Annotated in this window: 12 protein-coding genes and 1 tRNA gene; 4 read left to right on the top strand and 9 right to left on the bottom strand. The window is 30.0% G+C overall.

From position 1 onward, the window contains the following. Positions 1-2 precede the first annotated feature (2 nt). Positions 3-1,073, bottom strand: a complete 1,071-nt coding sequence (locus ACFQZW_RS12145; RefSeq protein ID WP_386783306.1) for an efflux RND transporter periplasmic adaptor subunit — start codon at positions 1,071-1,073, stop codon at positions 3-5. A gap of 5 nt (positions 1,074-1,078) precedes the next feature. Further along, positions 1,079-2,488 (bottom strand): TolC family protein, encoded by a 1,410-nt coding sequence (locus ACFQZW_RS12140; RefSeq protein ID WP_386783304.1) that lies wholly within the window; start codon positions 2,486-2,488, stop codon positions 1,079-1,081. Between the two features lie 402 nt (positions 2,489-2,890). On the opposite strand from ACFQZW_RS12140, the gene ACFQZW_RS12135 reads away from it, so the two are divergent. Then, a complete protein-coding gene (locus ACFQZW_RS12135) occupies positions 2,891-3,748 on the top strand; it encodes a sensor histidine kinase (protein ID WP_386783301.1) in 858 nt (285 codons plus the stop codon). Beyond that, a complete protein-coding gene (locus ACFQZW_RS12130) occupies positions 3,745-4,452 on the top strand; it encodes a LytR/AlgR family response regulator transcription factor (RefSeq protein WP_386783299.1) in 708 nt (235 codons plus the stop codon). The genes ACFQZW_RS12135 and ACFQZW_RS12130 overlap by 4 nt, the downstream gene beginning before the upstream one ends. Position 4,453: 1 nt before the next feature. Here the strand turns inward: ACFQZW_RS12130 and ACFQZW_RS12125 are convergent, their stop codons facing one another. Further along, complete coding sequence (locus tag ACFQZW_RS12125; RefSeq protein WP_386783297.1) at positions 4,454-5,698, bottom strand: site-specific integrase; 1,245 nt, start codon at positions 5,696-5,698, stop codon at positions 4,454-4,456. Between the two features lie 250 nt (positions 5,699-5,948). After that, a tRNA-Ser gene (locus ACFQZW_RS12120) sits at positions 5,949-6,033 on the bottom strand. A gap of 114 nt (positions 6,034-6,147) precedes the next feature. Here ACFQZW_RS12120 and ACFQZW_RS12115 point away from each other — a divergent pair. Both ACFQZW_RS12115 and aroC read left to right on the top strand, forming a co-directional pair. Beyond that, positions 6,148-6,900: a sulfite exporter TauE/SafE family protein gene (locus ACFQZW_RS12115; RefSeq protein WP_298265916.1), complete on the top strand. Its 753-nt coding sequence runs from the start codon at positions 6,148-6,150 to the stop codon at positions 6,898-6,900. Between the two features lie 69 nt (positions 6,901-6,969). Beyond that, entirely contained in the window at positions 6,970-8,019 is a 1,050-nt protein-coding gene (gene aroC / locus ACFQZW_RS12110) for a chorismate synthase (RefSeq protein ID WP_386783294.1), read from the top strand. A gap of 41 nt (positions 8,020-8,060) precedes the next feature. Here the strand turns inward: aroC and ACFQZW_RS12105 are convergent, their stop codons facing one another. The 5 genes from ACFQZW_RS12105 to ACFQZW_RS12085 all read right to left on the bottom strand — a co-directional run bounded on the left by ACFQZW_RS12105 (position 8,061) and on the right by ACFQZW_RS12085 (position 16,397). After that, positions 8,061-8,618: a PepSY-associated TM helix domain-containing protein gene (locus ACFQZW_RS12105; protein ID WP_386783292.1), complete on the bottom strand. Its 558-nt coding sequence runs from the start codon at positions 8,616-8,618 to the stop codon at positions 8,061-8,063. Positions 8,619-8,632: 14 nt separating this feature from the next. Then, positions 8,633-9,157 carry a hypothetical protein gene (locus tag ACFQZW_RS12100; protein ID WP_386783290.1) on the bottom strand — a complete coding sequence of 175 codons (525 nt, stop codon included), beginning with the start codon at positions 9,155-9,157 and terminating at the stop codon, positions 8,633-8,635. Positions 9,158-9,472: 315 nt separating this feature from the next. Then, positions 9,473-10,933 (bottom strand): glutamate synthase subunit beta, encoded by a 1,461-nt coding sequence (locus ACFQZW_RS12095; protein WP_298288514.1) that lies wholly within the window; start codon positions 10,931-10,933, stop codon positions 9,473-9,475. 2 nt (positions 10,934-10,935) lie between these two features. Further along, positions 10,936-15,441, bottom strand: coding sequence for a glutamate synthase large subunit (gene gltB / locus ACFQZW_RS12090; RefSeq protein WP_386783287.1), 4,506 nt, complete (start codon positions 15,439-15,441; stop codon positions 10,936-10,938). Between the two features lie 170 nt (positions 15,442-15,611). Beyond that, entirely contained in the window at positions 15,612-16,397 is a 786-nt protein-coding gene (locus ACFQZW_RS12085) for a sulfite exporter TauE/SafE family protein (RefSeq protein ID WP_298265904.1), read from the bottom strand. Positions 16,398-16,557: the final 160 nt, after the last annotated feature.

Here is a 16,557-nt window from a genome sequence, read left to right as displayed (position 1 = left end):
TATTAATTTATAAGGCTAACTTTACTGCCATTCTGTAGATTAATTTGTCCACTTATAATAACCCTATCGCCAAGCTTTAAACCTTCAATTATTTCTACATTTTTATCCGAAATTATTCCCGATATTACTTTTTTTAATATAACGGTACTATCTGGCTTCATTACAAAAACTTCTTGATTACTTAAGCTTCCCACAAAAGCATTTTTATTAACTGTTAGAACTTTATTTTTGGTAACTTCAAAATTAATAGAGCCATACATACCAGCTTTCAAAAGTGAATTTTTTGAATTTTGGACTTCAACTTCAATAGGAAAATTTAAAGCACTATTTGCTTTAGGAGCAATAAATGTAACAATACCAATAAATTCTTTTTCAGGGAAAACACTTGCTGTAATTGTAACAGTATCCCCTTTTTGTAAATTAACAATTTGGGTTTCATTAACGGTAGTTTTTAATTTAAGTTTTGAAACGTTTACCAACTCAAATAGATTTGTACCAGAGTTTACTACTGTACCAGGTTCTACATCTCTTTTATTAACTATTCCGTTAATTGTTGATTTTATGGTAGCATCTCCATACTTAATTCTTGCTTGTTCAAAATTTGCTTTGGCATTTTCAAGATTCATTAAGGCCTGGTCTAGTTGTTGTTTTGTAACACCACCAGTTTTATATGCATTTTGATAACGTTCGCTATTTGTTTTTGCGGTATTGTAGGCTACGCGCATATTTTCAAGATTTACTGATAGTTCATCAGTTTTAATTAGTGCAAGAGCTTGACCTATTTTAACATTATCTCCTATATCGACATAAACTTTAGCAACTCTACCAGATTGTTCGGCTGAAAGATTCAATTCTTGTAATGGAGTAAAAACACCATCACTTTTATAAGATAAATTTAAAACAGTGTATTTAACGGTATCTATTTGAACACTTATTTTGTCATTGGTTATAGCTGCTACAGCAGTCTCTTCATCATTCTTTTGTTTATTATAATTAAGCTTCAGTAAAATTAAAATTATAATACCAACTATTATTAATATATAAATTATTGTTTTTCTTGATATTTTCTTCATTTGAATTATTTTATTAGTGATGTTAGTTGCCCTTTTGCTTTTAGTAAATTGATTTCGGCTAATTTATATTCAAGTATAGCCTGGTTTAAATTATTTTGTGATTCAATTAATGCATTTTGTGCTTCAATTAAATCGGTTAGAGATGTCAACCCGTTGTAGTAATTATTTTCAGTGTTATTTAAAACACTTTGAGCCAATTCAACATTTTTTTTCTGATTATTAATGGTAACTATGCTGTTTATTAGTTGTGCTTTAGAATTTGTAAATTCTAGATGTAAAGCAAGCCTAAGATTTTTAATATCTTCATCAATACTTTGTATATCAATTTCAGTTTGTTTTACTTTTGCATGTGTTGAAAACCCGCTAAAAACAGGTATGTTTAAATTTAACCCTACTGAAGCTACTTCAAACCAATTTGCATTACTGTTGTCTCTGGCAAAAATTGGAAAATCATCGCCGATTCCCTGATAGCTGTAGTTCGCATCTAAAGAAAGTGTAGGGTAATAATTTGCTTTTATGGATTGTTTTTGAAGAAAAAGTAGTTGTTTTTGAGTATTTAAAAGCTTATACTTAGAAAGCTCCTCAACTTTAAATAGTTCTTCTTGAAAATTTGATAATGTAACTGTTTCATAATTAAGTTTTGGGAAAATAATAGTTTGTTCTATTGGCATTCCTATAAAAAACTTTAAAGTGTTCTCTTGAATTTCGATAGCGTTTAGTGACTTTTGACGTTGGGTTTGTATATTAGATAGTTTTACATCCAACCTGTCCAAATCAATTTTTTTAGCTAGTCCATTATTATATAACCCTTTTAAAATTTCTTTTATTTTAATTGTGTTTGCTAAACTGCTATCAATAACCTTTAACTGTTCTTTGGTTGTGTAAACTTGATAATAATTTTGGGCAACTTTTTGCATCAATTCTTCATCAGTAAGTTCAGCATTTATTTGATAAAATTCTCTAGTGGTTTTTGCAGCTTTTAAACCTGTAAAAATTGATTGATTAAAAATATTTTGAGAAAGATGAGCTCCAATAGATGCATTCCATTTTTGGCCAAATGTTGCTAAAATAGTAGTGCCGGGCTGACCAATTATTTCACCGGGTATTGCACTTTTTTGCAATAAAGGGTTGTTGGTTATATTTCCACTTCCTGAGATTTGAGGTAATAATTGCGCCTTTGTTTCTTCTATTTTATATTCTGCATTTTCAATTTGAAGTTTTGCTTTAGTAGCATCTGCTTTGTTTTGTAGAGCATAAATTATTGCATCTTTTAATGAAAGTTCTAACCTTTCATTAATAAATGGTTTTGATATACTTTTTGAAACAGAATCTAGAGAAACTTTAATGTTTTCTTGAGCAAAAGATTTATTGTTTATAAATACTAGAGCTAGTACACCCCAAAAAAAATATTTCATATCTTAAGTTTAGCTTGTTTTTCTAATGCAAACTTATATGCTAAATGAAGACTGTATTTAGTATTTATACGAAACATTATATTTTTTATACGAAATAGTTAAAGTTGTATTTTTGTATAAAAATGCTAAGCTTTGGTATAATTAAAAATAAATAAATGGTAAGTATTGTAAATTGCACAATAAAAAATAACAGGATTAATGAATAATGGTGATAATTTTTTTCTAAATTTTCTAATTCTTAAAAAATACAGAGTATTAAGACATCTTTTTGTTCTAATTTTTTTGTTTTTTGCAATTACAAATTATTCAGATGGTAGGATAAGAGAACTTTCAGATTTAAAGTTGAGATATTATATACTTTCTTTTACCTATATAATTTTAGTAATTATGTTTTACATAAATATGTATTTATTAATACCAAAATTTCTTTATAATAAAAGCTACATTCTATATCTTTCATTTTTACTAATTACTGTTTCTATAGGTTTTTTTACTATAAAAATCTTTGCTAATACTTACATTGATCCATATAGAATAAACAATGGGGTTTATATTGAACAAAGTTTTTTAGAGCAATTTTATAATGTAAGTTTTACGATGATACCTTTTATTCTATCGTCTACTACACTCAAACTTTTTCAAAGATGGATAATTGATAATAAAAAAATAAATGAATTAGAAAATAAAGCTCTCAAAAGTGAATTAAAAGCTCTTAAGAATCAAATAAATCCTCATTTTTTGTTCAATATGTTAAATAATTTGAATGTACTCATAAAAAAAGATCCAGAAAAGGCTTCACAAGTTACCATTAAACTATCTGATTTTTTGAGACATCACTTATATGAAAATAATAAACCTACAGTTTTTCTACAAACAGAAATAAGATTTATTAACGATTTTTTAGAGCTAGAAAAAATAAGAAGAGATGATTTTACATTTGAAATAAATATTAAAGGAAAAATTAAACCTACTATACAAATTCCTCCAAATATTTTTACAATTTTTGTAGAAAATGCAGTAAAACACAGTTTAGACACTAATTTGCCTTCTTATATAATGATTGATTTTATTATTGAATCTAATAATTTAAAATTTGTATGTATAAATACTAAATCTGAATTAAAGAAATTTGAAAGTAAGAAAGGTTTGGGTTTAAAAAATGTAAAACGTAGGTTAGAATTGCTGTATGATAATAGATTTACATTACAGATAAGTGATTTAAAAGCCACCTATAAAATTGACTTAAAACTGCCACTATGAATTGTATAATTGTTGATGATGAGCCATTGGCAAGAGAAGGAATGGTTGATCTTGTTAAAACTCAAGGTGAATTATTACTTAAAGGAACTTTTAATAATGCTATAAAAGCAAACGAGTTTTTAAAGAATAATAGTATCGATTTGATTTTTCTTGATATAGAAATGCCAGGAGTAAATGGTTTAGAATTTGCTAAAAATATTCCGGAAAAGACACTTGTTATATTTACTACAGCATACAAAGAATATGCCATAGAAAGTTATGCTGTTGATGCAGTTGATTACTTATTAAAACCTATTTTATATGAGAATTTTGAAAGAGCTGTTAATAAAGCTCTTTCATTTAATAAATTACTTTTAAATGTAGATTCAGAAATAGAAAATATAACTAAAGACTTTCTTTTTATAAAAGCAGAACGCAGATATTATAAAATACTATTTAATAAAATTTTATTTATTGAAGGGTTGAAAGATTATGTGGTATTATATACTGAAAATGATAAAATCATTACAGCAATGAATTTAAAAACTATTCATACTAAATTACCAAAAACTAGTTTTATAAGAGTAAGTAAATCGTATATAGTGAATGAGGTAGCTATTGAATCTTTTGACAATCATACCATTTATATTAAAGACTATGAAATTCCTATTGGTAAGTTATACCAAGAAAACTTTCATAAACAGTATTTGAATAAAGAGTTATAAATTATATTAGTACGCTAACTTCTCTTTTTTTATGAAACAAAAATTTATCTCTCAATATTTTCATATCCTCACCCACCTTTTTGTCTAAAATTTTAGCATAATGCTGCGTAGTTCGTAAATTTTTATGACCTAACATTTTACTTACGCTTTCAATAGGAACTCCATTTGACAAAGTTATTGTAGTAGCAAAAGTATGGCGAGCAATATGAAAGGTTAGCTCTTTTTCAATTTCACAAACTCCAGCAATTTCTTTTAAATAGGTATTCATTTTTTGATTGCTTAAGATTGGTAGTAATTTATTTTCATTTATGCATTGTGGGTGTGTGGTATATTTATCAATTATCATTTGAGTAACAGGAAGTATTGGAATTTTTGAAGCCGATTCTGTTTTCTGACGATGTGTGAATATCCATTTTTCACCATCTATTCCAATACTTATATGTGATTTGGTAAGATTTTTAACATCTATATAAGCTAACCCTGTAAAACAACTAAATAAGAATATATCACGAACCAAAGACATTCTTTCAGTTGAAAATTCTTTATTGAGAATTATTTGAATTTCATCTTCTGTTAAATAAACACGTTCAACCTCTCTAACTTTTGCTTTGTAATTTGAAAATGGGTTTTTATCTAGCCAATCATTTGCTAAACAAATCTTAATAATTTTACCAAAGTTTTTAATGTATTTTACTGCTGTGTTGTTGTTACAATTTCTAACACTTCTTAAGTAAAATTCATAATCGGTTATAAAAGCGTGATTGATTTTAGAAATATCAATATCAGAGATTTGATATTTCCATTCTAAAAAAGCAATGGTATGCTTTAATGAAGTTTTATATCTCTCTAGTGTTCCCGGAGCATATTCTTTGCCTACTAATTTTTCAATCTTATTATTATGGTCTTGAAAAATTTGAATAAGCATTCTTGGATTATTATCGACTCCTTGAAGTTTTGATTTCAAAACCGCAGAGGTTGTTACGATTTTGTCTTTCATTATTTCGTGATGTGCATCATAAACTTGTTGTTCTAACGTTTTAAGATACGTGTTTAAAGATTTTACTTCTTCAGATTTACCTATCACTTTTTGAAGTTTACTATCCCATTTTTCAGGCTCTACATATCTTTTTGAAGCAATTTCTTTTGGCTTACCGTTTATTGTAATTCGTAAATAAATTGGTGCTGTGCCATCTGCTTTGGTTTTACTTTTCTTGATTAGAAAAAGTAAATTGAATGTTTTGGTCATTTGTGGTAACTTTTTAGGTTGATAAAACTATCTTTTAAAACCACTTGAAACAAGATGTTCAAAATGTGAATTCCTTATTATACAAGTGTTTCAGCGATTTCTAGTGACCTATTTGAAATTTTTGGAATAGGTCACTAAATAGGTCACTGAAAGCATACCATTTAATGAACTTTATGTGATAGTTACAAATGAAAAAACGCCGTAAAACATAAGTTTTACAGCGTTTTGTTGAGATTTGTGATTCTCTCAGCGGAGAAAGAGGGATTCGAACCCCCGGAGGTGTGACCCTCAACAGTTTTCAAGACTGCCGCATTCGACCACTCTGCCATTTCTCCCTTAGCGAGGGCAAATATAAAACCCTTTTTTGTTTTGCTCAAACTTTTTTTACTTTTTTTTATGAATTTTTCTAATAAATTTTCTTGTACTTTTGTTTCTTTTAAAATTAATGGATGAGCTCATTTGTTGAAGTTGCTGGTTTAGTGTTTGTTGGATTTGTAGCAGGAGCTATAAATACTTTAGCAGGTGGTGGGTCACTTTTAACATTACCGATACTAATTTTTTTGGGTTTGCCTCCAAATATTGCTAATGCAACCAATAGAATAGCCATTTTATTTCAAAACATTTTTACAACAGCTGGTTTCAAAAGTAAAGGAATTGTTACGTTTCCTTTTAGTATTTATTTAGGTGTTTCTGCGCTTTTGGGTTCAATTTTAGGAGCACAAATTGCTGTAGATATCAAAGGAGATATCTTTAATAAAATATTGGCAATTATTATGGTGTTAGTTGTGGGGTTAATGGTTTTTAAGCCAAACTCAAAGCAGTTTAATTTAATTGAAAGAACATCAGGAAAACATTTATGGATAAGTACCATCCTTTTCTTTTTTGTTGGAGTTTATGGAGGGTTTATCCAGGCAGGAGTAGGTTTTATAATGTTACTCATTTTATCTTCACTAAATAATATTTCATTGGTAAAAAGTAATGCTATTAAAGTAACTGTTGTGTTAATTTATACAATATCAGCGGTTATAGTTTTTGCTTATAATGATGTAATTAACTGGAAAATTGGTTTAATTTTGGCTCTAGGAAATGCATCAGGAGGTTGGTTAGCTAGTAGATGGTCTGTTAATAAAGGCGATGGTTTAATAAAGAAATTTTTAATAGTAATGGTTGTGTTAATGGCAATAAAACTATGGTTTTTTTAAATTTATTTCAATCGATAATTAAACCTACAATTAAATACTTTTTTTACATTTGTCTCTTAAATTATTACTATGTCTAATTCATTCGGAAATATATTTACAATAACTACTTTTGGAGAATCTCACGGAGAAGCAATTGGAGGGGTCATTGGTGGTTGTCCTTCTGGAATTGAAATCGATATTGAAGCTGTTCAAAATGAGTTAAATAGAAGAAAACCAGGTCAATCTAAAATTGTAACACAACGAAAAGAACCAGACGAAGTCCAGTTTTTATCAGGTATTTTTGAAGGAAAAACTACGGGCGCTTCTATTGGTTTTATAATTAAAAATGTTCATCAAAGATCTAACGATTATTTTCATATAAAAGATTCGTTTAGACCTTCTCATGCCGATTATACGTATACCAAAAAATATGGACATAGAGATTATAGAGGAGGTGGAAGAACTTCAGCAAGAGAAACTGCCAATTGGGTTGTTGGTGGAGCAGTAGCAAAACAAGTAATTCCTTCAATTAAAATACATGCGTATACATCTTCTGTTGGAGATTTATTTTTAGAAAAACCCTATCAAGACTTAGATTTTAGCAAAATTGAAGATAATATTGTTCGTTGTCCAGATGATGCTATTGCTGAACAAATGATTTTAAAAATAGATAAAATTAGAAAACAAGGTGATACCATTGGAGGTACAGTTACCTGTGTTATTCAAAATGTTCCTGTAGGTTTAGGAGAGCCAATTTTTGATAAGTTACATGCGCAGTTAGGAAAAGCAATGCTTTCAATAAATGCAGTGAAAGGATTTGAATATGGAAGTGGATTTTGCGGAGCAAAAATGCGAGGTAGTGAGCATAATGACATGTTTAATGCAGATGGTTCTACCAAATCTAATCTTTCAGGAGGAATTCAAGGAGGAATTAGTAATGGAATGGATATTTATTTTAGAGTAGCATTTAAACCCGTAGCAACTATTATGCAAGCTCAACAAACCATTGATAAAGATGGAAATATGGTTGAAATGCATGGTAAAGGACGCCACGATCCTTGTGTGGTTCCAAGAGCTGTTCCAATAGTTGAAGCTATGGCTGCTTTGGTGTTAGCAGATTTTACATTGTTAAATAAATAAAATAAACAAAAGGCTGAAAATTTATTTTCAGCCTTTTGTTTTTAGAGGTAAAAAATCAAAAATAAAATAGGTAGTAATATGCCCAAAGCAGTGTAAATACCACCTCTTCCTGTTATTCCTTTTTTACCTTTTACCATAAATAATGAGGTTATGGCAAATAAAATTAAGGCTGCAGCAAAAATGTCTGAAAACCAAGTCCAAATTCTATTTGGATTGTAGTGTAAAAAATTTGCTTCATAAAATAAAGGTCTTCTCTTTAAATATTCTGCATACCCTTTTCCGCTATTAACATTAACTATAATTGAAGAGCCTCCTTTTATAAATATCTTAAGTTTATTTTTATCAGGATAATAATGCTTTTTGTAGTTATCACGGTTGTCAATATTATCTAAAAGCGCTAAAATAGTTGTTTTTACTGATGGAGAATTTTCTAGATTTAAAGTTGTAGTGAAGTTTTTTATTTCTACTGAATAATTTGGATTCCAGTCACTAAGATGATTTAAAGCTATTCCCGAAATTCCATAAAGTATCGTAGTTCCTATAAAAAAGTACCCAATATCTCTATGAAGAATTCTACTCCATTTTCGTAACTTTTTCATATATGAAATTAAAATTAATCAACTATAGTGTGTGATACGTATTGTAACGAAAACTCTGAAATATAATCGATACCTTCAGTTTTCATTTTATCTCTATATTGTTGAATATGTTTCTTTTTATTTTCAAATTGTTCTTCATTAGAAGCTCCTTCAGAATGACTTTTAATATTGTCTTCTTCCATTTTTAAACAATATGCTTCATCAATTTTATTTTCTAAAACCACTCCAACTAAAGAAATTTCATTTCCTTTAAGTGTATCTTCAAATCTTACATCTGAAGTTACATGTACATCACCTTCATCAGTGACAACCAATAATTTTTTCCCACTATGTTTGCAAACATGGTCAACTATTCCTTGAATTTTAACCTCTTTACCAACAAAATCACCAGCTTTTATATCAAATTCACCTAAGGCTATGGATGGGGTTTCTAGTACTTTTTCTTGGCTAGCTTCTGGAGTGTTTTCAGTTTTTTTTGTTTCTGTTTTACAAGAAATTAAACTAGTAATAACTGTAAAAATAAATACCATTTTTTTCATCATTTTTGTTTTTAATTTTTGAATCACATTAAGTATTAATGGAACCACTAATTTATAATTGATGGTTGTTAAAAAGGATGATTATTGTCAGCTAAGAAGCTTTTTTGATGTGACTTAAGTAGCAATTTATAATGATTTTAAATAAGAAGCTTTTTCGAGTTTAACTAAATTATTACGTTAAATTTAATCGAAAAGAAATAGTTAATGATTTTGAAGTAAAATTAAGGAGTTAATTATATAATAAAACCCACCTTATATGTAACAAAGATGGGTTTTGAATAAATATAAAAATACCCTTTTTTATTTCCACATTTATTATACTCCTGGTAAATCACCTTTACCTTTGGTTGGCAAGTTGCTATACCCCATTAAATATTCATCTACGTTTCTTGCAGCTTCCCTCCCTTCAGAAATAGCCCAAACAATAAGCGATTGTCCTCTTCTCATATCTCCGGCGGTAAAAATGTGTGGAACATTAGTTTGATATGTTTTTGTAGAAGCTTTATAATTTGTTCTAAAATCTGTTTCAATACCAAGCTGTTCGCTTAAAGTTTTTTCTGGACCAGTAAAACCTAGAGCTAATAAAACTAAATCGCAAGGCCAAATTTTTTCAGTATTGGGTAGTTCTTTTAATATTGGTTTTTCCCCAGGTTTGTGTATCCATTCAACCTGTACAGTTTTTAAAGCAGTTAAGTTGCCGTTTTTATCAGTGATAAATTCTTTAGTTGAAATTAACCAATTTCTATCACAACCTTCTTCATGAGAAGTTGAAGTTTTAAGTTTTAACGGCCAATATGGCCAAGGTGTAGTTTCGCTTCTGTGAACAGGTGGTTTTGGCATAATTTCAAAGTTTGTAACAGATTTTGCGCCTTGCCTATTAGAAGTTCCTATACAATCTGAACCTGTATCTCCACCACCAATTACAATAACATTCTTGTCGGTTGCAACAATTTGATCTTTAGTTTCTTCACCAAAAAGTACTTTAGTTTGTTGGGTTAAAAAATCCATTGCTTGTACAACCCCTTTAGCATCGCTTCCTTTAATTTGGAGTGACCTGCGTTGAGTTGCACCACCACATAAAACTATAGCATCAAAATTATTCAGCTCTTTTACAGAGTAGTTTACGCCAACATTTATATTAGTTTTAAAAGTGATACCTTCTTTTTTTAGAATAGTAATTCTTCGATCGATAATTTCTTTTTCTAATTTAAAGTTAGGAATGCCATAACGGAGTAGGCCACCTATTGCCTGATCTCTTTCAAATACAGTTACGTTATGACCTGCTCTGTTGAGTTGTTGTGCTGCGGCTAATCCAGCTGGACCAGATCCAACTATGGCAATTCTTTTTCCAGTACTTGCAGTTGGTTTTTTAGCGGTGATCCAACCTTCAGAAAAACCTTTTTCAACAATACTTTTTTCTAAATTTTCAATAGTAATTGAAGGTTTTATAATTCCTAGTACACAAGCTTGTTCGCAAGGCGCTGGACAAAGTCTCCCTGTAAATTCTGGGAAATTATTTGTTGCATGTAATATTTCCAATGCTTTTTTCCATTCCCCTTTATGAACCATATCATTAAAATCAGGAATTAAATTTCCTAAAGGACAAGCACTATGGCAAAAAGGAATACCACAGTCCATACAGCGTGATCCTTGTTTTTCAATGTCATTAGTTTTTAAAGGTATGGTAAATTCCTTATAATTTTGAATTCTTTCTTTAACAGCAACTAACGATTCATTTTTTCTTTCAAATTCTTTAAATCCAGTAACTTTTCCCATAATTAAATTGTTGTTTCTGCATTAATATTTTTTTCATTTTCTAATCTAATTAGAGCCTTTTTATAATCTGTAGGCATTACTTTTACAAAATGCTTTAGATGTTCATCCCAATCATTTAAAATTCTATAAGCCAATTCACTTTGAGTATATTTAAAGTGATTTTTAATGAATTGATGTAATTCTTTTTCATCTTCGTTTAAGATTGACTCTAATTCAACCATTTCCATATTACATAATTCGTTTTTAAACTTATGGTCTTTATCATATACATAAGCAATTCCTCCGCTCATACCAGCGGCAAAATTTCTACCTGTAGCACCTAAAACCACCACTTTTCCACCTGTCATATATTCACACCCGTGATCTCCAACGCCTTCAACTACAGCAGTAGCACCAGAATTTCTAACACAAAAGCGTTCACCGGCAATACCATTAATATAAGCTTCTCCATTAATAGCTCCATACAATGATACATTTCCAACAATAATGTTTTCTTCAGAAGCAAATGTAGCTTCTTCAGGAGTTTTTATAATTAATTTGGCTCCAGACAAGCCTTTACCTAAATAATCATTTGTATTTCCATTAACAGTTAAGGTGAGCCCTTTGGTTGCAAATGCTCCAAAACTTTGTCCTGCAGAACCTTTAAAGTTTAGTTTTAAAGTGTCTTCTGGAAGGCCATTTTCACCATAAATTTTGGATAATTCATTACTTAAAATTGCACCAACAGTTCTGTCAGTATTTTTAATAGAAAAATCTAATTGCATTTTTTCTTTTCTATATATAGCAGGATGTGCAGATCTAATAATATCAAAATCTAATACATTGTTTAAGCCATGATCTTGAGTTTCTGTATTATAAAGAGGTTTTGTTGTTGTTGGCTTGTGCAAAATAGAGCTTAAATCTAATCCTTTTGCTTTGTAGTGCTCTATGGCTTTATTGATGTCAATTTTTTGAGATTGACCAATCATTTCATTTAAGGTTCTAAAGCCTAATTGTGCCATAATTTCTCTTAACTCTTTGGCAATAAAGTACATAAAGTTAATTACATGCTCTGGGGTTCCTTTGAAATTTTTACGAAGTTCAGGATCTTGTGTGGCTATCCCAACAGGGCAAGTATTTAAATGACAAGCACGCATCATAATACAACCCGAAGCTACTAATGGAGCAGTCGCAAAACCAAATTCTTCAGCACCAAGTAATGCCGCAATAGCAACATCTCTACCTGTTTTTAATTGTCCATCGCATTCTAATACAACTCTATTCCTAAGTCCGTTTAAAACCAATGTCTGTTGAGCTTCGGCAATTCCTAACTCCCAAGGAAGTCCACAATGTTTTAAAGAGGTTAAAGGTGAAGCTCCTGTGCCTCCGTCGTAGCCTGAAACTAATATTACATCTGCTTTAGCCTTTGCTACTCCAGCGGCAATGGTGCCAACTCCAACTTTTGAAACGAGTTTTACATTGATTCTAGCATCTCTATTGGCATTTTTTAAATCGTAAATAAGTTGTGCTAAATCCTCAATGGAATAAATGTCGTGGTGTGGAGGAGGTGAAATTAAACCAACATAAGGCGTAGAGTTTCTACATTCTGCAATCCAAGGTAATACTTTTTCTCCAGGTAACTGACCTCCTTCTCCAGGTTTAGCTCCTTGAGCCATTTTAATTTGAATTTCTTGAGCATTGGTTAAATAGTTAGTAGATACTCCAAATCTTCCCGAAGCAACTTGTTTAATTGCACTATTTTTGCTGTCTCCATTTAGATCTTTCCTAAAACGATTTTTGTTTTCGCCACCTTCACCTGAATTACTTTTACCACCAATTCTATTCATAGCAATAGCTAAATTTTCATGAGCTTCTTGACTGATAGAACCGTATGACATGGCTCCAGTTTTAAAACGTTTTACAATTTCTGTCCAAGGTTCAACTTCCTCTAAAGGAATTGGATCGTAGTTGTTAAATTCAAACATCCCACGAAGGGTCATTAATTCTTTACTTTGTTCATTTACGGCGGTGGAATATGCTTCGTAACTTTTGTAGTTATTGGTTCTAACGGCTTGTTGTAATTTAGCAACAGTTGTTGGATTGAACATATGGCGTTCTGCATTTCTTCTCCAGCGATAATCACCTCCGATGTTTAAGCTTTGACTTCCAGAAATTGCTGTTTTAGGGAAAGCATTTCTGTGATGTAAATAAATTTCTTTTTCAATTTCATACAACCCGATTCCTTCAATACGAGAGGGTGTATTTGGAAAATATTCATTAGTAAATTGGCTGTTAAGGCCTAAAATTTCAAAAATTTGTGAAGCCCTGTATGAATGTAAAGTTGAAATACCAATTTTATTCATAATTTTTAAAACTCCTTTTGCTATAGCTTTGTTGTAGTTTTCAATGGCTTTTTCTTCACTTAAATTGGTGATAATATTTTCTTGAATTTGTTGACGAATAATCTCGTTAATCATATAAGGGTTTATGGCGCTAGCACCATAACCAAATAAGGTGGCAAAATGATGAGGCTCTCGTGGTTCAGCAGATTCAATAACAATACCAAAACTAGAGCGTTTACCCAATTTATTTAATTGATTGTTAACATAAGAACAAGCCAATAGCATAGGAATAGGAGCGTTATTTTTATCTACACCTCTGTCTGACAAGATAACTATATTACAACCATCTGTCACAGCTTGATATGTTTTTTTAACAATATTTTTAAGTGCTGCTTCAATACCGTTTAATCCTTTGGTAATATCATACAAAACAGGTATAGAAATTGCTTTAAAATCAGGATGATCTATATTTTTTAATTTATCTATATCTTCATTTGAAATGACAGGGTTTTCAATTTTTAATTTTTTACAGTGTTCATCGGTGACTTTAAAAATATTTTTATCACCACCAATAGCCAAACTAAAATCTGTAACAATTTCTTCTCTAATTCCGTCTAAAGGAGGGTTGGTAACTTGAGCGAATAATTGTTTAAAATAACTGTAAAGTAATTGTGGTTGATCCGATAAAACAGCTAAAGGAGTGTCGTTTCCCATAGATCCAATAGCTTCTTTTCCTTGAATGGCCATTGGAGTAATTATTTTGTTAATTTCTTCTATGGTGTACCCAAATATTTTTTGACGAGCTAGTAAATTTGTTTTCTCTTGAGGAGTTTTATTGCCTGTATATGGAACATTAGCCAGAGGTAATAAATTTTTATTTAGCCAATCTCTATAAGGTTTTTCTGAAACTATTTTTTGTTTAATTTCATCATCATTAATAATCCGACCTGCATTCATGTCAACTAAAAACATTTTTCCAGGTTCTAAACGGCCATGTTTAACCACATTTTCAGGTTTGATGTCTAACACGCCTGTTTCTGAAGACATAATTACATTTCCATCTTTGGTTACAGTGTATCTGGATGGTCTTAATCCGTTTCTATCTAAAAGGGCTCCAATGTAGTTTCCATCAGTAAAAGGAATGGAAGCTGGACCATCCCAAGGTTCCATAACACATGAGTTGTATTCGTAAAAAGCTTTCTTTTCATCACTCATTGTAGTATCTTTTTCCCAAGCTTCAGGCACCATCATCATCATTACCTCAGGCAAACTTCTATTAGTCATTAATAAAAGTTCAACAACCATATCCATGGAAGCAGAATCTGATTTTCCTTCTAAAATGATCGGAAATAATTTTTTAATATCTTCACCAAAAATGTCACTTTTCATCAATTCTTCTCGAGCTTTCATTCTGTTTACATTTCCACGGAGGGTGTTTATTTCACCGTTATGACACATGAATTTAAACGGTTGAGCTAAATCCCATGAAGGAAATGTGTTGGTAGAAAAACGTTGATGAACTAAAGCTAGGCGTGTAACCAATTCTGGGTTTGAAAGGTCGGTATAATAATTTCTAATGTCTTCTGGTATTAACAAACCTTTGTAAATAATGGTTGTTGATGATAGACTTGGAAAATAGAATTTATTTCTATCGGATAGCTTAGAATTTTCTATAGTATGTTCAGTTATTTTTCTAGCTGCAAATAATTTAGCATTGAATTGTTTCTCTGTTAAATTTTGATCGTTTTTACCAATAAAAACTTGCTCAATATATGGCTCACTTTTTGAGGCCATATATCCTAAATGTGCTTTGTTTACAGGAACTTTTCTCCATCCTAAAATAGATAAGTTTTGCTTTTGTATTTCAGTTTGAAAAATTTGTTTACAATAATTAAGTTGATTTTCATTTGGAGGTAAAAAAGTCATGCCTACAGCATATTCTCTAGGTTTAGGCAGGTTAAATGAGGTGTTTTTTACAAAAAAATCATGCGGAATGTCTATTAAAATACCTGCTCCGTCACCAGTTTTTCCATCAGAACTTACAGCTCCTCTATGTTCTAGCTTTATTAAAATTTCAAGGGCATCGTGAATTATTTCGTTAGACTTTTCACCTTTAAGATTGCAAATGAATCCTGCGCCACAGTTATCTCTTTCAAATTCTGGTAAGTAAAGTCCTTGTTTTATCATGTTTAAGTAATTTTTGAATTATCACAAAAATAGATAAATTATTAAATATAATTTTTAAAAACTACGAAAACGTTGTAATTATCTCAAATAAATAATTAAAGTGTTGAAAATAATCAAATATGAAAAAATATAGATTTTTTTATGATTTATTTAATTAGTAAAGTGATAGTTTACAGCAAATGTTTCCATAAAATTCTTAAAGCTACAAATGCAATTAAAATTGCAGTGGCTTTTTTAAGGAGTGTTGGAGATATTAATTTTACACTCAATCTAGATCCAATTTGACCCCCTACAAACACTGTAAACATTAAAATGATAGTAATTATTGGTTCTATAGAGAAATTGGGATTTAAATATTGACCAAATAATCCAGCAATAGAATTCACTAAAATAAAAAAACTTGAAGTTGCTGCAATGCGTTTTGGAGTATCCCACTTTGTAAGATGTAATAAGGGAGCTAAAAAAATACCACCTCCTATACCTACCATTCCTGAAATAAAACCAATACCACTGCCATAAGATATATCTTTACTAATTGATTTTTTAAAATGAAGATGATTTCCTTTTTTGGTAATGTATTTAGATGTCCACATAAAAATTGCAGCAACTAATAATGTAATACCTAAAAGAATGAAAAAAAAAGTTTGACTAATTTTTAAGTACCCTCCAATAAAAGCCATAGGTATACTTGCAAGTACTAAAGGGATAATTTTTTTCCAATTGAAAAGTTTATTTTGTATATAAATATAGGTACTCCCTGTAACCACCACTATATTACATAGCAAAGCAATTGCTCTTAATTGTGTAAATGCTAATGATGATAATGCTAGTACGGCTAAATAACTTGAACCACCTCCAAAACCAACAGAGGAGTATAAAATAGCTATCAAAAAGAAGAGTGTTATTATTTCCCAGTTAAAGCTAATGGTTTCTATTACGGTTTGAAGAGTTATCATAAAATGATTTTTAAGTTAACAAAAATAGACAAAATACCTTTTGATAAAGTAATTGTGATTACATGCAAATTTTTAAAATGTTAGAAAAAATAGAAGACTTTAATTGTATTACTTGTTTTATTTTGAATTTTTATGCTAAAAAGGTATATTTATGCAAAAT

This window comes from Lutibacter aestuarii (genome assembly GCF_042676885.1).
GTDB classification, from domain to species: domain Bacteria; phylum Bacteroidota; class Bacteroidia; order Flavobacteriales; family Flavobacteriaceae; genus Lutibacter; species Lutibacter aestuarii.
The sequence above is the reverse complement of the archived record's forward strand: the minus strand, read 5'-3'. Positions and strand labels throughout refer to the sequence as shown.